Annotated in this window: 26 protein-coding genes; 2 read left to right on the top strand and 24 right to left on the bottom strand. The window is 46.9% G+C overall.

Annotation, left to right across the window (positions count from 1 at the left end):
• Positions 1-19: 19 nt before the first annotated feature.
• From IFU39_RS22255 to lrcA, 4 genes are all read right to left on the bottom strand, one after another.
• Positions 20-2,026, bottom strand: a complete 2,007-nt coding sequence (locus IFU39_RS22255) for an asparagine synthase-related protein (protein ID WP_091012796.1) — start codon at positions 2,024-2,026, stop codon at positions 20-22.
• Complete coding sequence (locus tag IFU39_RS22250; RefSeq protein ID WP_091012794.1) at positions 2,023-2,487, bottom strand: lasso peptide biosynthesis B2 protein; 465 nt, start codon at positions 2,485-2,487, stop codon at positions 2,023-2,025. The genes IFU39_RS22255 and IFU39_RS22250 overlap by 4 nt, the downstream gene beginning before the upstream one ends.
• Positions 2,484-2,753 (bottom strand): PqqD family peptide modification chaperone, encoded by a 270-nt coding sequence (locus IFU39_RS22245; protein WP_105600223.1) that lies wholly within the window; start codon positions 2,751-2,753, stop codon positions 2,484-2,486. Before IFU39_RS22245 ends, IFU39_RS22250 begins: the two co-directional genes overlap by 4 nt.
• A gap of 96 nt (positions 2,754-2,849) precedes the next feature.
• Entirely contained in the window at positions 2,850-2,966 is a 117-nt protein-coding gene (lrcA, locus tag IFU39_RS33605; RefSeq protein WP_422641473.1) for a lasso peptide lariocidin, read from the bottom strand.
• A gap of 166 nt (positions 2,967-3,132) precedes the next feature.
• On the opposite strand from lrcA, the gene IFU39_RS22240 reads away from it, so the two are divergent.
• Positions 3,133-3,759 carry a response regulator transcription factor gene (locus IFU39_RS22240; RefSeq protein ID WP_192134891.1) on the top strand — a complete coding sequence of 209 codons (627 nt, stop codon included), beginning with the start codon at positions 3,133-3,135 and terminating at the stop codon, positions 3,757-3,759.
• Between the two features lie 192 nt (positions 3,760-3,951).
• Here the strand turns inward: IFU39_RS22240 and IFU39_RS22235 are convergent, their stop codons facing one another.
• The 18 genes from IFU39_RS22235 to IFU39_RS22150 all read right to left on the bottom strand — a co-directional run bounded on the left by IFU39_RS22235 (position 3,952) and on the right by IFU39_RS22150 (position 20,931).
• Entirely contained in the window at positions 3,952-5,622 is a 1,671-nt protein-coding gene (locus IFU39_RS22235) for an ABC1 kinase family protein (protein ID WP_192134889.1), read from the bottom strand.
• Positions 5,623-6,003 (bottom strand): phasin family protein, encoded by a 381-nt coding sequence (locus tag IFU39_RS22230; protein ID WP_091012767.1) that lies wholly within the window; start codon positions 6,001-6,003, stop codon positions 5,623-5,625.
• 72 nt (positions 6,004-6,075) lie between these two features.
• Entirely contained in the window at positions 6,076-6,714 is a 639-nt protein-coding gene (locus IFU39_RS22225; protein ID WP_192134887.1) for a ThuA domain-containing protein, read from the bottom strand.
• A gap of 42 nt (positions 6,715-6,756) precedes the next feature.
• The gene (locus IFU39_RS22220; protein ID WP_223199797.1) at positions 6,757-7,479 is read right to left on the bottom strand and encodes an SDR family oxidoreductase; all 723 of its coding nucleotides are present in this window, start codon (positions 7,477-7,479) and stop codon (positions 6,757-6,759) included.
• Positions 7,480-7,663: 184 nt separating this feature from the next.
• The gene (locus tag IFU39_RS22215; protein ID WP_192134885.1) at positions 7,664-9,163 is read right to left on the bottom strand and encodes a cobyrinate a,c-diamide synthase; all 1,500 of its coding nucleotides are present in this window, start codon (positions 9,161-9,163) and stop codon (positions 7,664-7,666) included.
• A gap of 200 nt (positions 9,164-9,363) precedes the next feature.
• The gene (locus tag IFU39_RS22210) at positions 9,364-10,194 is read right to left on the bottom strand and encodes a uroporphyrinogen-III synthase (RefSeq protein ID WP_091012762.1); all 831 of its coding nucleotides are present in this window, start codon (positions 10,192-10,194) and stop codon (positions 9,364-9,366) included.
• 130 nt (positions 10,195-10,324) lie between these two features.
• Entirely contained in the window at positions 10,325-11,527 is a 1,203-nt protein-coding gene (locus IFU39_RS22205) for a GerAB/ArcD/ProY family transporter (protein ID WP_105600229.1), read from the bottom strand.
• 56 nt (positions 11,528-11,583) lie between these two features.
• Entirely contained in the window at positions 11,584-11,805 is a 222-nt protein-coding gene (locus IFU39_RS22200; RefSeq protein ID WP_091012758.1) for a hypothetical protein, read from the bottom strand.
• Positions 11,798-12,997 (bottom strand): Ger(x)C family spore germination protein, encoded by a 1,200-nt coding sequence (locus IFU39_RS22195; protein WP_179198397.1) that lies wholly within the window; start codon positions 12,995-12,997, stop codon positions 11,798-11,800. Before IFU39_RS22195 ends, IFU39_RS22200 begins: the two co-directional genes overlap by 8 nt.
• Positions 12,998-13,001: 4 nt before the next feature.
• Positions 13,002-14,597 (bottom strand): spore germination protein, encoded by a 1,596-nt coding sequence (locus IFU39_RS22190; protein WP_091012755.1) that lies wholly within the window; start codon positions 14,595-14,597, stop codon positions 13,002-13,004.
• Between the two features lie 172 nt (positions 14,598-14,769).
• A complete protein-coding gene (locus IFU39_RS22185; protein ID WP_091012754.1) occupies positions 14,770-15,105 on the bottom strand; it encodes a hypothetical protein in 336 nt (111 codons plus the stop codon).
• A 44-nt stretch (positions 15,106-15,149) separates the two neighbouring features.
• On the bottom strand, positions 15,150-15,851 hold the full coding sequence (locus tag IFU39_RS22180) for a pirin family protein (RefSeq protein WP_091012752.1): 702 nt from the start codon (positions 15,849-15,851) through the stop codon (positions 15,150-15,152).
• A gap of 199 nt (positions 15,852-16,050) precedes the next feature.
• Positions 16,051-16,464 carry a DoxX family protein gene (locus tag IFU39_RS22175; RefSeq protein WP_076209884.1) on the bottom strand — a complete coding sequence of 138 codons (414 nt, stop codon included), beginning with the start codon at positions 16,462-16,464 and terminating at the stop codon, positions 16,051-16,053.
• Between the two features lie 49 nt (positions 16,465-16,513).
• Positions 16,514-17,374 (bottom strand): M56 family metallopeptidase, encoded by an 861-nt coding sequence (locus IFU39_RS22170; RefSeq protein WP_192134883.1) that lies wholly within the window; start codon positions 17,372-17,374, stop codon positions 16,514-16,516.
• A gap of 1 nt (position 17,375) precedes the next feature.
• Positions 17,376-17,792 (bottom strand): BlaI/MecI/CopY family transcriptional regulator, encoded by a 417-nt coding sequence (locus tag IFU39_RS22165; protein WP_017691824.1) that lies wholly within the window; start codon positions 17,790-17,792, stop codon positions 17,376-17,378.
• Positions 17,793-18,000: 208 nt separating this feature from the next.
• Positions 18,001-19,464 (bottom strand): catalase, encoded by a 1,464-nt coding sequence (locus IFU39_RS22160; protein ID WP_091012748.1) that lies wholly within the window; start codon positions 19,462-19,464, stop codon positions 18,001-18,003.
• 289 nt (positions 19,465-19,753) lie between these two features.
• Complete coding sequence (locus tag IFU39_RS22155; protein WP_091012746.1) at positions 19,754-20,560, bottom strand: winged helix-turn-helix transcriptional regulator; 807 nt, start codon at positions 20,558-20,560, stop codon at positions 19,754-19,756.
• Positions 20,536-20,931, bottom strand: coding sequence for a Fur family transcriptional regulator (locus tag IFU39_RS22150; protein WP_036612807.1), 396 nt, complete (start codon positions 20,929-20,931; stop codon positions 20,536-20,538). The genes IFU39_RS22155 and IFU39_RS22150 overlap by 25 nt, the downstream gene beginning before the upstream one ends.
• Before the next feature lie 272 nt (positions 20,932-21,203).
• Here IFU39_RS22150 and IFU39_RS22145 point away from each other — a divergent pair, with 272 nt between their 5' ends.
• Positions 21,204-22,316 (top strand): GGDEF domain-containing protein, encoded by a 1,113-nt coding sequence (locus IFU39_RS22145; protein ID WP_091012743.1) that lies wholly within the window; start codon positions 21,204-21,206, stop codon positions 22,314-22,316.
• A gap of 124 nt (positions 22,317-22,440) precedes the next feature.
• Here IFU39_RS22145 and IFU39_RS22140 read toward each other — a convergent pair whose 3' ends face one another.
• Entirely contained in the window at positions 22,441-23,379 is a 939-nt protein-coding gene (locus tag IFU39_RS22140) for an aldo/keto reductase family protein (RefSeq protein ID WP_192134881.1), read from the bottom strand.
• 153 nt (positions 23,380-23,532) lie between these two features.
• Positions 23,533-25,170, bottom strand: a complete 1,638-nt coding sequence (locus tag IFU39_RS22135) for a hybrid sensor histidine kinase/response regulator (RefSeq protein ID WP_192134880.1) — start codon at positions 25,168-25,170, stop codon at positions 23,533-23,535.
• Between the last annotated feature and the right edge of the window lie 236 nt (positions 25,171-25,406).

Below are 25,406 nucleotides of genomic sequence, written 5' to 3'. Positions count from 1 at the left end.
TCATCGAAATGTCCTTGAATCAGGCATGAAAATACAAGCGTTTCTTCTCATTCATATTGACCTCCTCAATGTCTCCGAGCATCCTTGCCGGAGAAGGTCTGGAGCGGTTGAGCACATGTTCTTTGCCACGACTCATCTCCTGCAGCCAGATCTCCAAGTCGATAACAGAGCGCATATATTGGTAACCCATACCCAAATCATTATTCGGGTCCTCCGAACGGATCGCCATAGCGACTAGATGTTTCCACCACGATCTCTGGTCAATAATCCCCAGTTCCGTAACACACACACGCTTTCCGCTCGCGAACAATTGCAAAATATGCTGGCGGTCATTCAAAAAGCTTTTCCTGGCCATATGGGCATAGGTTGTTTTGGAAGACCTGTTATAGACATACGAAGGCAAGATATCTGTGAATGCTTTTCGAAGCAACAGCTTGGAACCGGCATAGCTTTCTTGCTCACCCTTGAGGAGATCAAAGTGCTGCTCTGGCGGAACCGAGAACGAAAACTCGATTATGCGCCTGTCCAGAAACGGATGATACGCAGGCAAGGTCACACCTACAGCATCCATGTATCTTGCACGAGGCCACAGAAAGTCGTAATGATAACGCTTCCCCCAGTAGTTTAGCGGCCTGCTTTTGCGATATCGGTGAACCTCCTCCGCATTCATCTGCCGTTCTCTCTGGAGATGTTCATTGGTAAAGAATTCGGGCAAGTCATATTCTGTATCCGACCATAACAGCTTGTAGTACCATTTTTCACCAAGATAAGGCAAGAATGGAGCCAAACCATATTGAAATCCCTTTTTCAGCATAGGTCCTACTCGATTGCCAGCCCATTCCCGAAGTTCACGAATACCTTCCCGATAACGCTTTTGCCGGAAATAGGAATCAATGACAGCAACTTCGCCGCTATATACAAAGTCTCCGCCTTCACCTGTCAAAACGGCAGCAGTCCGAAATTGCCGAGCCAGCACCGTAAATGTCTCATTCACAAGCGAATTGGCTCGAGGGTCTGGACCATCCACAAACCATAGCGGGTCCCTGCCAATTTCGGCATTGGGTATTCTGGCCGTTTCGTCCGCATGAATGATCAAGCCGGGAATGCGCAGATCCCTCATCATTTTTTTGACGAGATCCTTATCATGGCTTGGCATCATATCCGGTTCCGCAAAAGAAATGTTAACAGCCAGAATCTGCTCTTGGTTCCCGCTGGCAATGGCGGCAGCTACAACCGCGGCTGAGTCGAGCCCTCCGCTCAATTCAACCATTCGTTTGTTGCCATTAAAGCGTTCCTGGGTCACCTGCTCCAGCAATTGACGAAATTGGGGGACAGCATCTTCCGTGAGCTGTGGCTTGCTTGTCAGTTCCCGCATTCCCCAGTAGCTTTGAACTTTCACCTGGTGATTGTTCCACCAAGCAATGGAGGCTGTGGGAAGCTTGCGAATGCCTTTAAAAAAAGTCCGCTCTTCCAGTCCGTTCTCCCCTACAGCAAAGCCAGAAGTCGGATACATTCGGCACACGTCTTCATCGACCTCAAAAGGAATATCCTGAAGCAACAAAAGCACGCGTAGATCATTGGCAACAAACCATTCATTTCTTGGGCTAATCCAGTAATAAACGGGTCGGGTTGCATAGCTATCCGTAGCAACAATTAAACTGCTTCGTTTCTGGTCCCAGTACACCAGTGTAAATTCCCCTTGGGACTTGCATAGTTGATATTCAGGTTTCTCTTGCAGCAAACGATACGCCTGCTCCTGCTGATCAGATGAAAGGGACGGGAAATCATCGGCATGGGCTTGCAGCTCGCCGCTGGCCCAGCCATCCAGAATGATGGGAAAATCAAGACGGATATCCGCCGAAGTACTGGAAGCCTGTGCTCCATAACCGTAGGAGAGCGTTGCTAAATGGAACGTATCTTCCGTATAACCATTCACACCGGTAACCCTTGCCCACCTTTTAATTGAATCCATCCAATCCAACCAAATACTTTGATTTTGGCCTTGCATAGCGATCCATATCTTCATCCCAGAGATAGCACCCACCTCTCGGCATATTCGCTCATATTATATATTTTCAATACCTTCAAATCATTTCCTTTATGATTGGGGTCAATGGTCCGACCGTCTTCCAGACGCACCCATGCGTGAGAGAACAGTTTTTCATCTATCTTTTTCACACCGATCAACAAGTCACTTTCATAGCCAGCACTGAACAAAATGGCCTGAACTGTCATAGCTATGGATACACATGAGGTGATGAGATGATCATTTTCATCCATTTCATACATCATCTGCCCCAGTCTGCACAATTCGTCCGTCTCAATCCGATTCGCTTCCCTTCGGCCTGCGCTTACATGAAGAGGGTACATATGTATTGCAATTTTTTCATAAGCATCCACAAAATCTGTCTCCAGTAGTAACAGGCGGACAAAAGCATGAACCGTTGTGAAATACACCTTGTTATGGATAGGAATGGCCTTACTCATGAGACATCGACCTTGACCAGTTTTTTAGCCGAGAGTTCCTGAATTGCATTTTGCAAAATAACGGTTAATTCTGCTTCGGATTGATCAAATTCGCTTTTCCATTTACTCAGAATTTGGTTGAACTCCCTTGTTCCAGTCTCCAGTTCCAGCCACAGCTCCATCAACGCGCCCTCGAGCCCAAAATATTCACCGTTATTGATGTCCAGCACGATACATTCCTCACTTAATGACGTGGTGGCAGTTTCCTCGCTTCGGGCAATTTTCATGCCTGCAACCCCTCTCTGCAAGGTAATATGTAGTATATGGAAATGACTAGAGAGAGCCGCAAGGCCCTCTCTGGTGAACTTATAATGCCTTTGAAATTAACCACGTTTTACTCCACGACCGAATTTTCCATCTCCCGGCTTACTTTTCTTGGAGAGAGTTACTGTTAGGAAAGCACCATAACTCTTCAAAGGAGCCACTTGAACTTTACGCATATACTTCACCACCCCTCTACTTGAAATATATTACATTTTTAATATATCATAGAAATAATGGGTTTTGTCCGAAGACAATCCCCAATAACCGCCAAGATTCCACAAACCTGCTTTTTACGGTTATTTTACGGTCCGAAAAGAAAATAATACATACGAGGTGCATATCATGCTGAACGTAATTCTGGTAGACGATCATAAAGCATTCACCTGTGGAATGAAGCTCATTTTGGAAAAAAACCATATGAAGGTAACCGTACTTCATTCAGCCCTTGAAACGCTGGACTTCATAAAAGAGCAGGCCAATGCAATAGACCTTTACCTGTATGACTTGTCTATGCCGGACCTCAACGGGATTGAACTGGCAACTAAAACGATGGAGATCATTCCTGATGCAAGAATCATGCTTTTCTATTCCCAAGAGGATATGATTCAGCTGTTTCAAATGTCCGTCCAAGCAGGCATCCGCGGATTTATCGACAAGTCTTTTTCAGCACAGCAGGTGCTCACAAGCATTTCCATGTGCATGGAAGATGCGGTTGTCTTTTCTCTGGATTTCTTTAAATCGATTCTCACTCCGACAGCTTCCTTTAACGCGCCTGAAACTATGCTGACCGAGTTCGAAATTAAATTGCTACAACAGGTGGCCAAAGGAGAAACCAATAAACAAATTGCGGAATCTCTTTTTATGTCTACTCGAAATGTCGAATATCATCTGGGGCGTGTTTATCGAAAGTTGAGGGTCAGCTCCAGAAGTTATGCCGTTCATAAATGCAAGATTCTTAAATTGATATAAGTCCACGAGAGGTGCCTAATCCGTACCCATTTTGGAAGCATGCATGGATTCAGCCGGAATTATATTAGCTTTCATCGCTCACGTATTGTTAAATACTGTCCTGAATATGGCATTCTCCAATAAACGGGTAAAAATAAAGCAAGACCCGCAAAGATCCTTTACCAGGATCTTTTTGCGGGTCTTGCTTTTATGCTAGAATCTTCCTGATTTGAATATCGAATAGAGCAGGAATGCCACCATCAGAATCGCCACCAGGAAACCAATCTCAATGACCGGAATATCCCACAGCATCGTGGACTGATGACTGATCGACGAACCGATAATCAGGCCCACCATGATAATACAAAAGGCAAGTAACACAATACTGAAGGACAACCGATTGCTGATCTGATCCATTCTGCGCATGAGTGCATCCAGTTCAGGGACACTGATCTCCAGCCTCAGCTTGCCTTTGCTAATAATGGATGATAATTGCCTTAACTGCCCTGGCAAACCGATGACACTCTCAGCCATATCAGCCGCACTGCGGAACAACCGATTCTTGATTCTTCCGGCGCTGAAACGTTCCTTGATCAGCTTCCGCCCAAAGGGTTCAGCCATATCTACAATGCTCAATGAAGGATCGAGATGTTCAATCACACCTTCCATCGTAAGCAACGATTTACCGAGCAGCAGAATATCCGCAGGCATGACAACCCGGTGCCTCTGAGCTACGCCGAACAAGTCATTCAACGCCTGACCCACACTGATCTTGGAAAAGGGAATATCGTAATATTTGCTACGCAACTTGTCCAAATCCACATGAAGACCACGCAGGTCCATGTCATCTGGCATCATGCCGAGCTTCTCAATCGCCCGGATCATACTGTCTGTATCTTTGCGCATTAACCCAATAATAAGCGAAGCGAGCTGCTGTTTCATCTCATCACTCAGACTGCCCACCATACCGAAGTCTATAAAGGCAAGACGTCCATCCTTTAATACCATCAGATTGCCCGGATGTGGGTCAGCGTGAAAGAATCCCTGAATAAAAATCTGATTTAATAATGAATCCACCAGCCGCTCGGCAATGTTATTCAGATCATGACCGCGTCTGACCAGTTCTTTACGATCATTGAGTTTGATACCTTCGATATACTCCATAGTGAGCACACGGGACGAAGTCTGATCCCAGTAAATTGTCGGGATTTTCACCTTGTTGTCCTGTTGGTATTGCTGTGCAATCTTTTCCGTATTGCGGCCTTCGACCGTATAATCCAGCTCGGCCATCAGTGCCTGAGCATATTCTTCGACCATTTGCGGAATCTGATATTGCTTCACCCAGTCCCAGCGCTTCTCGGCCATGGCTGTCAGCTCACGCAAGATATCCAGGTCACGCTGCACAATACGCGATATGCCCGGCCGCTGAATCTTGATGGCTACCAATTCACCGCTTTGAAGTTTGCCCAGATGCACCTGTCCAATGCTGGCCGCAGCTACAGGGGTATCCTCGAACCGGGAAAAGATCTCCTCCAGCGGTGTATCCAATTCCTGTTCCAAAATACCCCGTGCCGTCTCGGACGAGAACGGCGGGACCTGATCCTGCAACTTCACCAACTCACGAATGACAGACTCAGGCAACAGATCTGCCCTTGTGCTTGCGAGTTGCCCCAGCTTGACGAAAGCTGGCCCCAGCTCCTGCAGCACAAGCCTGATGCGTTCACTCAGCGTTTTGGTGGTGTGTGCTTCACGCGACATCCACCGTCTGGGCAGAGCCAGTAACTGGAACAAACCCAGCTCCTCGACCATATAACCGAAGCCATGACGCACGAGCGCCATGGCAATTTCACGGTATCTGCCGACATGTTTGATTCGCACTGCCATCTACTCGATCTCGTTTCCTTTGAGAGGAGGAGGAACTTCAAGTGGAGCTGGGGATTCATCAGGTTGAAGCTGTGGTGAGTGGCCCAGTTCGGCAAGTTTTTTCTCCAGAACGGCAACGCGCTGTTCCAGACTGGTTACATCACTTTCGGATGCCACACCAGCTTCCTGAAGCACACGCTTGACCTGTTCTTGAATCATTCTCTTGAACTGGCCTTGCTCTTCATCGCCCCGTTCCAGCAGGCGTTCAACCAAGGCTTTGGATTCACCGGGCGCAAGTTCCCCGCGCTTGACCAAATCATCCACGGTTTTCTCAATTTTTTCTTTGCTTACGACAGTAAGACCAAGCCCTAACGAGATCGCCTTTTTGAACAAATCGCTCATTTTTGTCATCCTCCTCTTCGTTGATCTCTATATTATACCCCTTACACCCCGCATGCAAAAATGTCAGTTCGATCAGACGTAACGTGCAGCCCATTTGCCTGCTTGCAGAAGTAACTTGCGGTACGTTTCGTGTGCAAAAGACGGTACATGGTGACCTGGCATCAGATAAACAATACGTCCAATACCATATCGATGAGCCCAAACCGCAGGCTTTGGTCCATCTTCGGATTGATATTCCAGCAATATCTTCGTTTCGGCAAAAGAACCAAACTCGAACTGATACGGCTCTTCTTCCATTGTGAAATTCGTAATGCCCTCCGTCACGGGATGGCTTTCCGCCGTTACAGTGAATTCAAGCGGTGCATACGCCGGATGATGCAGGAACTTGGCACCGATCATCTGTTTGAGCTCATAACGATTTTGGAGCGAAATGCCGTTATGTATAATGACCAGTCCACCTCCATTACTTACATAGGACAACAAACCTGCTGTCTGCTGTGGAGAGACTTTACCCTTCCAATCGTCCATGTATGAGATACATACATCAAATCCGGTTATATTTTCTTGCAGCAGCATATTCCGGTTCTCACTGCACTGCACAGTCATAGTATCATGGAAAATTCGGCTAATCTCCGCATCCACCCCCTGAAGCGGGTGCCAATCCGGATGTGTATAATCACCAAGTAGTAATGCTTTTTTACGATGATCCATTCCATCAATCTCCTTTCTTGTTCACCTCACTGTATCAATCAACTACCAGGGGAGCTTCTCTCCCTTGTAGTCCACATATGCGGGCTGATCTCCTTTAAACTGTTCATGGCGGTCGATAAGTACTGCGATATGCTGTGCAGATTGCTCGGGCGTGAGATCCGCAGCAACATCCAATTCGCCCCTCATATAACTTTGTACCCAACCGGGATGCACAAGCATCACTTGACCGCCTTCATTCTTCAGACCATTGTGCACAAGACGGGCCTGCATGTTCAAAGCAGCTTTGGACATACAATAGGCATACCACCCATCCCGACTGCATTGCTCTATACTTCCAGCCTCGGAAGAGATATCAACAATCAGCTTGACCTGTCCTTGAAGAAGGAGGGGTAACAGGGAATGAGTCACACGCAGTGTACCTAAGGTGTTCACATTAAATACTTCAGCCATCTCCGCCATATTCAACGGCCCGCGGATATGATCCGTAATACTTCCTAGTATAGCCGCATTATTGATCAGCATATCCAGATGATTCGTATCCAGCTTCAATGTCTCCGTGAACAGAGCTACCGACAGGTCGTCCGCGATATCCAGTTCGATGGCGCGCAGATGGTCAGGATATCCTTCTGCAAGCTTACGAATTCCCTCGGAATCTTCCACGTCCAGACCGGCCGCATACACAAGATACCCTCTCTTCAGCATCTGTGCCGTCAAAGCCAATCCCAATCCCCGGGCAGCTCCCGTTACACATACGGTTCTCATCATGATGTCCCTCCCTCGCATAATGATTCTATCTTTTATTCATTCCACATATTCATCTGAAAACCTTTAATTCAGAATCGGATCGCCAACTTCACGACCAAAGACTCATTAGGTAAAAGAAAGATTAGAGCCATTCTGCTTATTGAATTCAGCTATCTATTTGAGCTATAAAAAGCTGCTATTATCCCTACATATCTCGCTCCTGCCGATAGGCTAGACAGTGCTCCACCCATCTTCGAGCGGCTGCCGGATAAGAGCCCAGATGAACGTGCGTATACCCCGCCACAATGTTGCCTGCGGAATATCCCTCTTGCTTCAAGCCACGTAATCCCTTAGTCTCATACGCATAAGGGATCGTTTCTTCATCACGATAGGTCATTGTGGAATAATGAAATTCATGACCCCGAAGTACTTCACCCTTTTTCAGCAAAAAGGAATCCTGAACGCTACTGGCTTCACGGTATCCAAGCGCAGCCCGCTTCTTCTGCATCTGCACCTGTGCGGGGATAATCCCCGCCATGTGGAAGGTGGCACCCTCGCGGTCGGTCAACGTTTCTCCAAGCACCATGTAACCACCACACTCGGCAAATAAAGGCATGTTGGATTGTGCTGCCTGTCGAAGTCCTTCCAAGAACCCTTGGTTACGGGCAATCTCTGCTGCAAATTCCTCAGGAAATCCACCACCCAAATAGATGCCATCCACATCCGTTGGAATATCTTCACCAGCGAGCGGACTGAAGTATTGTAATCGGGCCCCGGCTGCTTCCAGCAATTCCAGATTATCGGGGTAATAGAAATTAAATGCTGCATCGCGCGCAACGGCAATAACAGGCCGTACCACATATGGTACATGTCGATTATTAACGTTGGTCACTGAATCGGAATGTGAATCGTAATTTGAGCCTGATTCAGCCTGATCTGAATCCGTGTGGGCAGTGGTTGAAGGGCTCATTTCTTCTACATTTAGCGGCTGGGCACTTGCTGCCAGATCCAGCAGAAGATCCAGATTGGTGCCTTCCATCAGCACATCGGCAGCACGTTGGAATAATGGTTCCAGTTCGCCGCGCTCAATGGCAGGCACCAGTCCCAGATGTCTCTCCGGGATAGACATGTCTTCGTCCCACTTCAGCCAACCAACCACCGGAATGCCACACATCTGCTCAATGGCTTTTTTCACTATGGTATAATGACCCGCACTTCCACAACGGTTGACAATCACTCCGGCAATATGTAATTCAGGCTCCAACTGTTGAAAACCTAGTACAATTGCAGCTGCACTGCGAGCCATGCTGCGTACATCCACGACCAGGATCACAGGGGTTTGCGTGACCAGAGCAATCTCTGCAGTTGAGCCTGTATTGCTGAGTGGATCTTTGCCATCGTAGAGGCCCATAACGCCCTCAATAATGGAAATATCGTGTCCCGCCGATGCCTTCCTGAACGTATCTCTCACATACTCAGGCGATGTCATCCATGCATCCAGATTACGTGACGGTCTGCCCGTGACGGCGGTATGGTATGTCGGATCAATATAGTCCGGGCCGCATTTGAACCCTTGTACACTCAAGCCACGCTGAGCTAGTGCTCTCATTAGCCCCAAAGTTACTGTCGTTTTCCCTGCACCACTTCCGGTGCCTGCAATGATCAGTCGGGGTCTGGCGTTACGATCTGCAATGGTCATCGTCATATTCACCTTTTCTTCGAGATAACAGAAACTTCTGATCGAAGCACTATCAAGGATGTACATTCGTGTTTTAGTTGTAACGTATACATTCTATAATCTAAACAAAACCGCATCATATAGCGATGCGGTTAAGCTTAATGCACACTTTTTATTCATGAAGCGACGCCAAAAGCTTTTTGTCGAACTGATCTAAAAGCAGGCCACTAATCTCTAATCTTGACCGCACGCCCTGCTGCAAAGTAACGTCCAAGCTCAACGATGAGTGCTCCCATCTTCTCTTCCTCCGGAATGACCAGTGCCTCAATGCCTTCTTCACGCATGGAGTTTGCGGTAACTTTACCTACAGACGCCGGAATTACACCTTGTCTGAAGGCTGCAAGCAACGGCTCAAGCTTGTCCTGGGAGGCCGCATATTGCGTCAGAAATCTGACCTGCGGCCCACTTGTGAACGCAACAGCATCTACTTCGAAATTTAGAATTTCATTCAATAACTGTTCCAGTTCTGCCTCTTCTGGCGGTACATGGCGGTAAGGAAGCACTTGTCTGACGATTGCACCTTGTTCTTCCAACCATGCAACGAGTTTGGGAGCTGTCTCCCCATGAAGCTGCAACATAACTTTTTTCCCTGCGAGATCATGTGGGGTGAATTCTCGAATGAGCCCGTCCGTACTACCGTCATCATCTCGTACCAGCGGTGTTAACTTGCGCTTTTTGAGCGCATTCACCGTCTTGTATCCCCTTGCCGCAATGGAGGATTCCGATAATACATCCAACAATTGGCCTGCCACTTCCATATCCTCAGCCATTTCAAATAATGCATCCAATCCCATACCCGTAGTTAATACCGCCCAGTCTGGCGGGTCTGAGATCCAGGATACCAGCCCATCCCTGATACTCCGATCATCCAGGAATACGGTCCCCTGTGCCGGTCGCACAAGCGGGATTCCACCCATTTTTTCAACCAGTACGGACATTTCTTTCGACTTTCGTGGTCCTGTCAATGCTACACGCACACCTGCCAAATGTTGAGCCATTCATGTTCCCCCCGTTAGTTCAGCCGAATGTTCATCAGTCTGACTACAGTATACAGGGTACTTCTGCGAAGGGAAACTGTGCTTTCCCTCTTTTTGCCCGTTCATCTATAAGGATTTTTGATGGAATGCATCAGGAAGGCTGGAGTTCTCCGCCATGAGAATCTTTCCGCCTTTTCTCTCCATCCTTCTCCGAATCAGCCGATTTTTGTTCCGGCTCATGTTTCTCTTTCTTGGACTGGTCTCCCGATCTCTGTTGGGTAGATTCTTTTTTATCCTTTTTGCGAGGACGAAGGAAAAGAAACAGCACAATAGGGAACAACACTTCAAAAACAATGGCGATCCATGTCCATTCCCGAGTGAAGCGATTGAGCTGAATGGCATTTCGGAAGAACCAGAATGCACAGACAAATCCGACGAGTGCAATCGGGCCTGTCAATACCTTTCCCGATACGTTCGAAATCATTCGCTTCAATCCCCAGCAGACAAAGTACAGGTCAAATGCAATCTTCGTGATCATGGTAGGCAAGGTTGCCGCTGCCAGCGCAAGGTCAAACCGATCCAAGAAGTCACTGATTTGCAATTGTCTTGCCAGTTCATAAGAGGGATACACTAACCTTGAAGCGATAGGAACTCCAATGGAGGTAATGGTCTCAACAAGGATTAGCATCATCAACAAGGCTGACAATATAATGCCTGACACAACCGACTTAAATCGAAAATCACTGCCCTTGATAACAAAAGGCAATGCAATCATCTCTCCGTAAAACGAAAATATGTACCAACTCCCCTTGCCCACTCCCGCAACATCAACGTGAAAATACGGCATCAGGTTATCCATATTGATCTGTTGAATGAGCATGAAAGGCACAATCACGGAGTTTAAGAGAAACAATGTCACATACAACTCCGACATACCGATCAAGGAGCCGAGCCCACCTCTGACGATAAAAACTCCCATAACGATCAGTGATAACGCAATGATGGAGATCGGTGTGGTCTCTAACAACGTTATGCTGATATAATCACCCGTTAACCGGATATCCCTCGCAAACACAAAGAAAAAAAATAGAATGTACATCAATCCTGCGAGCCTTCCCAAAAAGGGAAATCGCCCAGCAAGGGCTTGAAATAGATCCTGATCCGGAAATCTCCGCTGAACCCGACTTAACATCCACATGGATGCGAGCATCACCACGACTACAGGTATGTACGAGAGATAAGCGTGTTGTTCCGCATAGTAGATAGCTTGCGCGTGTGGCTGAATTAACGTACCTGAAATACTGAGCAGCAGTACGAGCAGGATCATTTGACGGTGTGTCACTCTCTGATTCATGAATTACCTCCTTTCCCTCTCGCGAATTCGCAAACCGAACGTTTGCTGTCCATAGCTTATGGCATTGGCAGTAAGCGCTGGATAACGTGGCTTATCCATACCGACACATATAAGGTTTTACTCAGATGGGTTACATAGAACCAAATGCCCGTCCCCAATAAAATCAGGCCATAAGATAGCCATCGATTAATGACAGCCGCTTGTTTCAAATGTCTGAAATCCATGATGATCACCACGATCGCCATGGCCAAGTAGGTATATAACAGCGGCTTAATCATGCACAATGTCCTCCTCCACTACGCCGATAGGTTTATTGCTCACCCCTACATTTTCGATAATGACATGGGGGGTAACCGTTACCTTGACTTCAGGATATATGTCATTCCATCGATCCTTCATTTTGTCCCACTCCGCTGGCAAATGTTGATGAATGGACCGCCCAACTCCAAGAATGTCGGCGTGGTATTTCTCCTGCACCAGACGGACACCTTCGTCGATGTCCGATTTGATTTTCTCGTGAATCGCTTCATTTAACTTCACAATCTCGTTCTCACGCCGATCACCATAATTGGATTCGTTATCTACAAGAACACCCTTTGCATATAGCTCAATGTTCACGACCACCTTGTCATCTTTGATATATGGATGTAGTGAGGCGTTGTTCTCGTTCAGCTTGATGAATATATTTCCTTCTCCGCCAGGGGCTTTGACCATAATTTCTGGCGCATTGGCCTCTCCCATAGCCAGAATCAATGCATCTGCTGGAGCCTTATCAATCATGCCAACCAGCTTGTCTTTTTTGAAAATGGCCAATCCATCCAACTTAATGTTTGATTTGGGGTCCTTCCAACCTTCTGGAACATTGCTCACTTTCGAAGCAACCGGCAGGAATGGATCCACACCATCACTAAGAATGGCATCAATAAATGTTTTAAGTGATCGTGGATTCCGCATGTTTAGGAAGCACAACTCGCGCACCATCTCGGATGGGAACTTCTCTATAGGGGCATCCGTATCCATGACTTTATATGCCGCGCCTTTCGTCACAACTGGTAATGCAGAGAATCGGTTGAGCGGGTAGCGCGTAAACAAATCAAGCATCGGAGCCACGCCGTCCCGGGCGAGATCCTCTCCAATAAGCATGGTACGGCGGTGTGCATAATAAATCTTTCGTGAGAGTGATTTTTGGCCTTCAAGTGTAGTCCCTCTGAGTGTCTTCGCGGTATTGGACAACATGAACCACGATTTATCCCCGCTTGTCCCCCCGCCACCTCCAGAACTCCCGGTAGAACCGGATTGGCCAGGCAGAGCAATCTGGAGACTGGATCTGTAATTGTCCTGCTCCTTATCAACAGCTATACCAATCACAAAGGCAATATCATTAATTTCCTTACGATCCCAACAGCCTGCTATGAAAATGGTACATAGCAGTAACATCAACACATTGCGGAATTTACGAATAAGAAACATGGGTTCACCATCCTTCCTCAGCTTCAGGCGAACCATTGATCTTGTCTTTCATCCGTTTCTGGTTATCCTGAACCGTAGAAGGACGATTGATCATTTTCCACCATGGCACACGAATAAGAATATCCTTGGTATCTGTCTTACTGTACGGGCTAAGACCTGACAGATAAGGTACACCAAACGAAGTCATCTGTGTCAGATGCACCGAGATCAGGACCAAGCCGATGACGATGCCATATAGTCCAAGCATACCCGCCAATAACATGATCGGAAATCGCAATAGGCGTACGGTAATCGCAAAGTTAAACCGCGGTATCGTAAAGGAAGCTATGCCTGTCATGGATACGATAATAACCATCGGTGCAGACACAATCCCCGCCTGAACTGCGGCCTGCCCGATCACGAGCGCACCGAGAATACTGACTGCTTGACCAACTGTTTTCGGTAACCTGACCCCCGCTTCACGGAGGGCTTCGAACGATAGCTCCATGATGAGGGCTTCCACCAAAGCCGGGAAAGGGATGGCTTCACGAGCCCCGGCAATACTGAGTATCAGTGTCGTAGGTAACATATCCTGATGAAATGTGGTAATGGCGATATACAGCGCTGGAAGGAAAAGTGCAATAGCTACGAACAGAAACCGTATCCAACGCAACAGATTACTGATGAAGAATCGTTCATAGTAATCCTCACTGGCCTGAAGCATCTGCCACATCGTGACTGGCGCAATTAACGCAAAGGGAGTACCGTCTACCAAAATGGAAAATCGTCCTTCCAACAAGTTACCTGCTACTGTATCCGGGCGCTCGGAATAGTGCATCTGTGGGAATGGAGAATACGGGTGGTCTTCAATCAGTTCCTCAATATAACCCGTCTCCAGAATGCCATCGATCTTTATTTTTTCCAGACGTTTCTTAACATCTTGAATCGTTTTTGGATCGGCAATACCTTCCAAGTAGGTCAGCACAATATCTGTCTTGGTGTCTGTTCCAAGAGTCATACTCACCATCTTGAGAGCAGGTGTTTTCAGCTTGAATCGCAATAAGGCCGTATTCACACGGAGCGTTTCAGTAAATCCCTCCCGCGGTCCCCGAATCACGGATTCCGTCTGCGGTTCCTCCACACCACGTCTGACGCCACCTTTGACATTGAACATCCAGGCTTTGTTACTTCCATCGACCACCAGAAGTGCGGAGGATGCCAGCACCCCTTCTGTCGCAGCAGCCCAAGTATCCACTCGCTTCACCTGTGTCAGCTCAACGGTTGTATCATCCAGTGGAACATCAGGTTCATCTGTACGCTGCTGCACCAGCCCTTGAATAATCGGCCGCAGCATGTGTTCCTGGATATCAGCCGAATTAACAATACCTTCGATGTAGACGAGAAGTCCTTTCACTTCAGGCGTAATCATGACGTTGCGAAAAACCACATCCGAGCATTCGGAGAAGATCTCCTTTACCGCCTGAATCTGAATTTCATGTACTGCACTAATCGGCTGCCGAAGAAAAGGCGGGGACGGCAGTCCTAAAGGAATATGTTTTTTTTCTTCTGAAGCTCGTCCCGGTTGTCGGGACTTGTGTTTCCCAGATGTTTTGTCCGCCATATGCCGCCCCTCCGTTCTTGTTTTTATACAAGGTAGCTTGTGCCAGACAGCTGGGAATTATGTGGTCTTTTTTGCAAAATTACGATTAAATTCTCTGAGTTCAGACAGCAAAAAGGCCTCTGTATTTAACAGAGACCTCTGGGATGTTCCAAGTTCTATAGGTACTTATAAGTTAATCCGCAAAATAATCTTCAGGCACATAACGAATCTCCGACTTCGCATAGATGCTTAGCGTGTGACTCTCCCTGTCGTACACAACCCGCTCACCTTCTACGTAGTACCAGTGTTTCAAAAGGGGCTGGTCCTTACGTTGGACGAAACGAAATACGTTCAGTTCTTGTCTAAGCTCCATTATCTGTTCCACAATCTGCTCGTCCAGACCCGTAACGGTAAATATGAAGCCTGTACCTTCCTGTTGGAACCGATAGGACAGCGCATCTGTTTTGCTATTAGCTAATCCTCGCCCGGTCACTGCATGTTTAACCATAAACCATTCCTGTTGCGCCATACGTGTATACCCTCCTTCATCTTGGAGTTCATTTCATCAGCCATCTACGGCAAATCAATAATCATATAGAACGTATCTTCGTTTCCTTGCAGTTCGATTGAATCCCGCTGTTCCACACGAGCCGTGTCGCCTTCGTTCAACAGGTACTCTCCATCCAACCCCAGCTTGCCTTCGATGGAGAAAATGTACATCCGGCGGCCCGAATCCTGATTAAAGGTTAACGTTTTGTCTTTGGCTAATCGTCCAAGATAGATCGTCATATCCTGATGAATGGTCGCAACTCTTGGTCCCCCAACTGGGGATACAATCGGCACCAGTGCTCCTACCAATGCCGCTGGATCAAATGATGTGGTCTCATACGAGGGCTCCAACCCTTTTGTCTGTGGCATGAACCAGAGCTGAAGCAAACGTACTTCTTCGGTATCGGATGCATTATGTTCGGTATGAATCATGCCACTGCCTGCTGACATCCGCTGAATACCACCAAAGCCTGTAACGGCTACATTCCCCAGGTTATCTTCATGTCGCAACTTGCCGTTCAGTACGATGGATACAATCTCCATGTCACTATGTGGGTGAGCCCCAAAACCGCGACCAGGAGCAATCACATCATCGTTAGCTACCCGCATGGGTCCAAACGCCGTATTCTCCGGGTCCTGGTATTCTCCAAAGGAAAAGCTGTGACTGCCACGAAGCCAACCTCGATCGAAGCTGGAGCGGGAATCGGATGGAATGATGTTAATCATAAGATGCACCCTCCTTATTTTTTCTTAGTAGCATACTTATTCTCATTGTAACAAAACTCAGGCATGTCGTCCAAACGAAAAAAGCTCTCTACCGATCAGCCCGGTTCGCAAATCAATTCCCGAACCGGCCTGGCCAATAAAGAACCTCGTCACAGGACTAATCCTGCACTTCATTATTTTTTAGCAATCGTTAGTCAATTCAAGCACTCACATTCTGGCGAGCGTTCCCTTGTCTGGAGAACAGATAATCCACGGCCAGGAAACGGCTTCCGGTGAAGAGCAGTGTCAGGGAACCCGCCAGCAGCAGGTAATCTAACTCGGTACCGCTCAGGAACGGCTCACCCACTTTGGCTGTAAACAGAACGCCAACCATCACGATGGCAAACAGGGCAGCAAACACACGTGTTCCCAGACCCAGAATCATCGCCGCACCACCTACCAACTCGATGATGGCTACAACGGATGCAAGAAATCCGGGAATACCAATACTTTCGAAAAAACCTACTGTACCGCTGATTCCACCTTCGAATTTACTCCAGCCGTGCAATACAAAGATCAAACCGATCATAATCCTGGAGAAAAGTAATCCAATCTCTACACTTTTATTATTCATGTTCATCTTCCTTTCTCATTATATTCGACTTCACTTTAGCCCAATTAATCTATCCGATGGACCAAACAAACAAGATAGACAGCAATAGAAAAACAGTAGCCGACATCAAAACAGCATAACGTGGCAATCTCAGCGTCACGTCCTGTTCGGGGTCCAGCAGACGTGAAATGCGGACATTCACCGACGTATCCGCAAATGAGGACTGAACGATCAGTTCCTTTGCCCCCCTAGGTTCAGGACAAGCACGAAGCAGCTTGAGCAAAGCACTGCCAATGCCTGCCACATTGCCTGTACGTTCAATGGCCTCATTGTCTGCCAGAATTTCTCTAACGATATGATATTGCTTTGAAGTGTGCTTCAAAACGGGAATGTACGGCATCATGATTGCAAATACCGACAGCAACGTCGTCTTCAGAGGATCACGGTGCCACAGATGATGTACTTCATGATAGACAACCGCTACCTCCTCTTCCGCATCAAGCATGTCCAGCAGCCCAGTGGAAAGTACAATATAGGGTCTCCATAGACCAATGGTAAATGCCACGGGTGAAGGCTTGTCCACCACAATGAAACTTGGCTGTCCCAGATCATGATATGTGGACTCCAGTTCGCGGGATAGCGCCCGAATCTCCATAGAGCGGAGCTTGCGGATTGCTGCCCGTGTTTTCATCATGCGAACCGTAAGCAACCAGCCTGTTCCCGCAAATGTCAGCAAGACCAGTGCCAGCAAGAAATGTCCCACGGATAACCAGCCCAAGCGACTCATCCAATGATTGCAGAGCCAGAGCAGATTAAACGGGATATCCCAGCCAAAAATTTTGTACATCGCGTACATGAACATCTGCATGAACACGAGTAACGGAATGCCAAACCCGACGGTAAACAAAAGTTTCGAGCGGGTCTTCCACATCTTAATCGCTATCCTTTTTCCATTGTTTGATCTTCTGTTCCAAGCGTTCAATCAGACCCGCATCTGCTTCGTCCAGCGCATCCAGCATATGATTCAATGCCAAAGCTCCGAATTCATCCACCAACTCATGTGACAGTTCCTTGGATTGGTCGTTCATAAACTCCTCCTTGCTCTGTACCGGTTGGTACAAAGATGTTCTGCCCTTTTGTGACTTTCCGAGAAGTCCCTTGTCTACGAGCCGGTTCATCACGGTCATGACTGTATTAAAATTGACGTCTTTGTCTTGTTCAAGTGCAGTCTGCACTTCACGGATGCTACTGCCAGGACGAGCCCATAAAATGTCCATAATCTTGGCTTCCAGCGGACCGAAAAATCGGTTGAGCCCACGCTCACCCACTTTGAAATTGTGTATTCTCATGTTCTGACACCCCTCACACTACCCATTGTAGTGCCATCAAATGAGAAGTCAACCTCTATGTCAGCTATTTTATGTAAATGATTTGTAAATTTGTTTTCCATTTCAGTAAAAATGGCCAAAGACCGGGAGTTCCGCACGTTTGCGGTTCTGCCCGGTCTTCAACGAATATTAGTCCGTATGATGTTGTAGAACATGGTCAAAATGTGCTTTATTTTCCATCCTGTGACGGCATATGTGCAGAAATATCCACGCCGAGTCCATGAGCCAAACGTCCGCCAAGTTGCCCATCCGCCCGGAAGAAGTGGCATAGAGCACGCATTTGAATATCAACAGATACGCCCTTAAGGTCATTGATCAGATTATCAAGCAAATGCTGCTGCTCTACAGGAGTAAATGAACGGAAAAGCTCCCCTGCCTGCGTGTAATCATCCGTCTTCTCGATTTTCTCTCTTGTAACATGCCCTTGCAACGGAACCTGACTGTCCCGGTATGCCGGATCTTCTTGCGGGCTGTTTCCTGAACTGTTGGGTTCATAGTTCACCGGAGATGGGTCCTGATTCACATTCATGAGTCCATCACGCTGATGATTACGAACGGGTGCGTACGGGCAATTCACCGGAATTTGTAAATAGTTCGTTCCAAGCCGGTGACGCTGTGTATCGGGATAGGAGAATAGACGTCCTTGCAGCAATTTGTCTTCGGAAGGCTCAATTCCTGGTACAAGCGCACTAGGAGAAAAGGCCGCCTGCTCCACTTCAGCAAAGAAGTTTTGTGGATTCCGATTCAGGGTCATGGTGCCCACCGTATGGAATGGCAATATATCTTCAGGCCAAGTTTTGGTTGGGTCGAGTGGATCAAAAGAAAAATCATCCATTTGCTCAGGCTTCAGGAGCTGTACCTGAAGCTTCCACTGCGGGTATTGCCCGTTCTTGATATGTTCATGCAGATCCCGGGTAGCATGATTAAAGTCTTGCCCCTGTACCTCGGCAGCTTCCTGACGTGAAAAGCCGCGAACCCCTTGTGCAGACTCCCACTTATATTTTACATAGTGGACCTGCCCCTGTGCATTAATCCATTTGAAAGCATGTACGCCGAAACCATCCATCTCCCGATAACTTGCCGGTGTGCCCAGATCTGAGAACAACCAGGTCATCATATGTGTTGATTCAGGTGAGAGGGTCATAAAGTCCCAATAACGAGCAGGTTCCTGAATGTTTGTATCTGGAGCTGGCTTCAGGGAGTGAACCATGTCGGGGAACTTCAACGCATCACGAATGAAGAACACAGGCAGATGGTTGCCGACGAGATCATAGTTGCCTTCCCGTGTGTAGAATTTGACGGAAAATCCACGTGGATCTCGTGCAGTCTCTGGTGATCCCGTACCATGAATAACGGTTGAAAAACGAACCAGCACATCCGTCTCCGTACCCTGATTTTGCAGGAAGTCCGCTGTTGTATAAGCCTTCATACTTTGCTCTAGCGTGAATACGCCATGAGCACCTGCTCCTCTCGCATGTACGACTCTTTCGGGAATACGTTCACGGTCAAAGTGGGCTATTTTCTCAATGAGATGGTAGTCTTCAAGTAGTGTCGGCCCTCTTCTGCCTGCTGTGCGAGAATTCTGGTTATCACCTACAGGTGCTCCCTGATTCGTAGTCATACGTTCTGTCATCATATCGTCCTCCTCTAATGGGTCTCACGGCTGTTATATATCTACTATTAAAATCATATTCGGCATCGGTTTAAATATACATTTAGACTTGATCTAACTGTTAAATTGATTCTAACATGTCCCACTCTACTCTTGCATGAGGTTCACATGAGATTAAGATGAGGTTCTTCAACACTTCATGAATGAACTATGAACATGTTTTTAAGGGAATGATCTGATCTGCCTATCTATTAGGGAGTACCCGAAAAAGCATGAAGTGAAAGATAAAATATGGGCAAAAAAAAGCGGACTAATCCGCCAGGCGGTAGCCCACTCCTCTTACTGTTACAATATATTGCGGCGAAGACGCATTATCGCCCAATTTTTTGCGCAAGCTTTTGATATGAACATCGACCACATTACTTCCACCCGTAAAATCCGTCTCCCAGATATCGCTGAGCATTTCCTCACGGGAAATGACTGCACCTTTGGCATCAATCAGCTTGAGTAAAAGATCATATTCGGTCTTGGTTAGATGAATTCGGTTATTATCGCGCTGCACACTCATCCGTTCACGATCAAGCCACAGATCTTTAAATCCGATACGGTGCCCTTCCTCAGGCAAAAACCCACGGTTGGGCAACGCAGGACTGTTGCCAATCATGCGCTGCACCCGGTATAGAGCTTCCTGCGGGCGTGCAGGCCAAACCAGCAATTCCTCTTGAAGCATCGGTCCACTCGCGCTACCAATCATCTTCTCACCAACCAGATACAGACAAGGGGTTGTATGCTCAGCCTCACGATTCAATCGGCTGCTAATGCCGGCAAATGCATCGATAGTTCCGGCCACAGACAGGTCATAGATCAACAGATCAAAGACAAGACGCTCATGCAGATCCGGTTCCCAGCGATGAAAAACCAGTACATCAAAGCAGCTATCCGTTAAGGCTTTTACCAGTTCATGAACCTGCCCCGGCATCGGGCTGATCAGAATAACACGCCGTGTAACAGGACAATTGTCCACAAGCGGTGCTGCATCGGACAAGGCTGGTTTAACCCTTAGGGGTAAACGGCGGCCAGGCAGTTTTATTTTTACTTGATCCGTTTGTTTCTGCATTCCCCGCAGACACCTCCAAAGACCACATGAGCATGATCGATTGCATATCCGGTTTCTTCAGCTACCTGTTTCATCCATTGTGGAGGAACCTCTGTCATCACCTCGTCCACTTTGCCGCACACTTCACACATAATGTGCTGATGATCATCCATACGGGCATCGTACCTGCTTGCTGTCTCTCCGAGTTTAAGTTCCCGTATCAATTCTTTGTCCGTCAGATAACGAAGAGAATTATACACCGTACCATAGGCCAGATTATATCCTTGTTCCACGAGTCGATTCATGACATCAGCAGCTGTCGGGTGATCCTCTGAATGGCGCACCACATCATATACCGCTTGCCGTTGTATCGTCAGATTTAAAGTTCTCACAACCATTTCTCCTTTATTATTGATCCGTTTTATATAAAATCAGACACTGATCTTCTACTTATGATGGTCTTCCCAAAAAGAAGGAATACATTTTGATTTAGATTAAGTATAAATCTCATTGTATATTGAAGTCAATATCACTCTAACATCCTGTATATGCAAATAAAACATCTTTCCCAGCAATCCCCTCATAAATTTGGGATAATATGGTTCGCTACAGCACCAATTTTCAGATAAAATATAGGGATGTGCGTAAAAAGGGGGAATGTCGGTTGTTTAGCACTTTTTTCATTAATATCTGTGTCATGATTACGTTTATGTATGTGTCCGGGATCATCGCAAAGTTCTATAGTATCCGATTGCCTTTTCCCTCGTTACGTGTTCAGTTGATCGGCGGCTTATTATTCGGTATATATGGCACAGTACTCATGAACTATTCTTTCCCTCTGAACGAGACTACGATTGTAGATCTACGGCATCTGGCCATCGTTACCGCAGCGGTATATATGGGAGGATTGGCTTCGGTCGTTACGGGACTCATGATCTCGGTCCTTCGTATTCTGATGTTCGGCTTATCATCCTCTGCCATAGATGCAGGATTTGTGATGACTCTGATCGGACTGTCCGGTGTATACTTCGCCTATGCTCCCTGGTCCAGACTGACCAAAATAATTACAATGAATCTGCTTGGCATGACATTAATCTTTATCATCCTTATGTTGAATACAGACAGCATGAATTCATTAATGAAGATATATCCGTTACAAATGACCATTTCCTTTGCCGGTGGATTATTTATCTATTTCATCGCAGAATTCATTAATAAATCCAATGAAATGTTATTTCTATTGGAAAAAAGAGCATCTACCGATCATCTTACCAACCTGAGCAATCGACGACAGTTCGAAAAATCACTTCAACTGGAACTCCAGCGTGCGAGGGATTACCAACAGAAGCTTTCCTTGCTTGCCATTGATATTGACCGATTCAAAAAGGTAAATGACACCTATGGTCATTCCGCCGGCGATGCAGTCCTGAAGCAACTTGGACAACTGCTCGTTGAGCATGCACGTTCTGCTGATATCGTGTCACGAAACGGTGGGGAAGAATTCGCCATTCTCTTGCTCGACTGTGGGCACCGTCAGGCCGTGGCTACCGCCGAATCTATCCGACAGGCTGTAGAGAAATACCATTTTGCTCTGCCCGACGGACACACGACACGTCTAACCATCTCCATTGGTGTAGCCGTGTATCCCGATGATTGTGATGATCATGACGATGACGATTTCTTCGAACAGGCCGACCGTGCTTTATATGAAGCCAAGAATACAGGGCGTAACCGTGTGTGTGCCTTAACTTTTCGCTCCTTACCTCTTACACTTTAAAGTAAGATCTAACCTTTCAACGTTCTCCAAAAAAGGGATGTCTCGTCCGCCTATTCAGGCGCACAGGACATCCCTTGCTTTATGGATTATTACATATCATCTCAGCTTGTGTACTGACAAGAGATCAAGCAAGGATGCTCTCAATCTCCTCCACAATGGCAGCATCCAGCTTCACGCCAGATGCAGCCGCGTTCTCTTTTACCTGCTCGGGACGACTCGCCCCTACAAGTGCACTGGATACATTGTTTTGGCGCAGAATCCAGGCCAGGGCCAGTTGGCCAACCTTCAGATCCAGCTTGTCCGCCACTTCAATCAGTTGACGAACTTTCCCGATACGATCCGCATTGATCTTTCCTTCGTCCCATCCTAACTTGGCAGCACGGCTATTCTCTGGGATATCGGAAACGGACGTATATTTCCCGGTCAATAGACCTTGAGCAAGCGGGGAGTATACAACTTGTCCGATGCCTTTACGCTCGCCGAGCGGGATAATTTCATTTTCGATATAACGGTCAAACATGTTGTACACCGGCTGATTGACCACGATACGATCCAGAAGCAGACGATCTGCTGTACCCAACGCAGCTTCCATCTGAGCCGCTGTCCACTGGCTGACGCCTACATATAACACTTTGCCTTGGCGTACCAGATCATCGAGCGCGCGGAGTGTTTCCTCAATTGGTGTTTCGGTATGATAACGATGGCAGTAATAGATATCCACATATTCAACGCCCAGGCGCTTCAAGCTGGCTTCACATTGCTCCTTGATATGTTTGCGAGACAACCCCTGGTCATTCGGACCATCGCCAATTTTGCCAAATACTTTGGTTGCAAGTACATAAGAGTCACGGGAGTACGCTTTGAGCGTCTGCCCCAGCAATTCTTCTGCTGCACCCCGTTCGTATACATTGGCAGTATCAAAAAAGTTAATGCCTTCATCAAATGCAGTTTCAATTGATTTCACCGCATTCTCACGTTCCACATATCCTCCGTACGTCAGCCAGCTTCCCAGGCTGATCTCGCTTACTTTCAGTCCGCTTCCACCTAATCTGCGATAATCCATTGATTGCATATCCTCCTCTGTTGGTTATAAAGATGAAGTTCACTTTCTATTGTAACGTAACCAGCTCGGAATAAAAGGGCTTTGGCTCAGAAAATGGAAAATGAAAAAAAGCGCACCTATAAGGTGCGCCGAATAAAGATCTATGATCATGATTTAAGGCAAAGTAATGCTCAATGCATTCAACAGATCAGCCTGTCTGACCGGCTTGGTCAGAACAGCATCAAAGGCTTCTGCTTCATGCAATTCAATATGCATCCCATAAGGAACAAGAACAATGACGGGCAGATTCTCCAGTCGCTGTTTCAGTTCATGTACAAAATCGACCGCGCCGCCTTCCAGTAATCCCATATCCACAACGGCTACATCAGGCATAAATCCTTCCTTGATCCAATCATGCGCTAATGTCACACCCGAGGTCATGTGTACATCCATCTCCCACCTACGCATCAGGGAAGAGACGCCTTGCAAAATGTCAGGGTCCTTGGCAAGTAACACCTTTTTGCCTTTTAACCGCTGCTGAACACTTGCGAGTTGAGGTAACTCCCAGTATCTGCGCAATGGAAGGGAGATGTTGAATTCCGTCTCATTTTCCTTCACACTACTCACCTGAATACGGCCATGCATGAGAATGGCAAGATTCTGGCTTACAGCTAAACCCAGATTACTTCCAATCAGTTTTTGGATATTCAAATTTTCATCTTGGCTGTTAAAGGTTGGTGTCTTCTTGTCCGATAACATCTGACCCGTGTACTTCACCTTGAGCTGAAGTGTACCAGTCTCCTCCAATTCTTCTCCGTTCACCACTGCTGTGATCAGAACGGAACCTTCACGCGTTGAATCGAGAGCATACTGAATGACGTGTGCAAGCAACTGTCCAATCTTGACTTCATCACCAACAAACACTTGAGATACATTCAGTTCAAGATTTAATCCCAGCTCAATGTTCTTGCCCGTCGCAATCCCGGCATAGAGATACACGGTATTCTCAATGGTGCCTACCAGATCAAACGGATCATCATGTATAACCGTTTTACCTGCTTCATTAATGTTGAAATTCATCATATTATTCAGCAAGGAAAGCAAAATATTTCCGCTTGTCTCAATCATGTTCACATATTCGGACTGCTCCTCAGGCATATCCGGTGTGCGCATCAGATCTGTCAGTCCCAAAATACCGTTCAAGGGATTGCGAATCTCGTGACTCATTAGCTTCAACATCTGTGTTTTGGTCATAGCCTCAGATTCGGCACGTTCTTTCTCTGCCTGGAGCTGCTCTTGCATTTGTTCCGAATCACTCAATTTCCGCTCCTGAACATGCAACGTGCTTTCCAGATCAACAACATAACCCAGGAATACAGCCATCGCCTTCAGTGTCTTCATATCAGTTTCGCTGATGATATAACCAGGATCATCCATCAGACAGATGGTACCAAATGTTTCGCCCGATCTTCTCATAATAGGCACGCCCACGAAAAAGCGATTGCCTAGTCCGCTCGTAACGCCCATGGATCGTGTCATCGGATGTTCACATGTATCCTCGATCGTAAGAACGCTACCGTTGTCTTTTAAGACCAGGCTGCAATATGAATCCGTAAATGGAAGTGCACTGCCTTTAACAATTAGCTCTTCCGTACGATTAAAGGCTTCCAAAATGAAATTTGTCACCTCGTCATTCGTGGCAACAAAGATGGTATTGACCTTCAATATACCGCTTAATACATCTACGATATGGGCCGCAGCTTCCTTTATATCTTCATAGAAGCCTCTCGTAATGCCTTCTGCCGTCCCCATGATCCACCCCTTTTGTCTTAGCTGCACTTTCTAATCTGTATATCAGAATGTTTAATCACGTACAAGGGTTCATCAAGAATCCGAATAGCTGTCACAATCTATACTTATATGATTAACACCGTAGAAGTAAAAGAGAATCATTCTGCCTCCCGATAGCCCGTTGTCGGACAAAAGCAGGTCTTGAACTGATTGTTTAAAAACGGAAAATGTATTGCAAATCGCCTTTTCAGATTGAT

It is taken from the genome of Paenibacillus sp. CFBP 13594, assembly GCF_014842675.1.
Taxonomy (GTDB): Bacteria; Bacillota; Bacilli; order Paenibacillales; family Paenibacillaceae; genus Paenibacillus; species Paenibacillus amylolyticus_B.
Note: the sequence above shows the minus strand (reverse complement) of the source record. Positions and strands in the feature narration are given on the sequence as shown.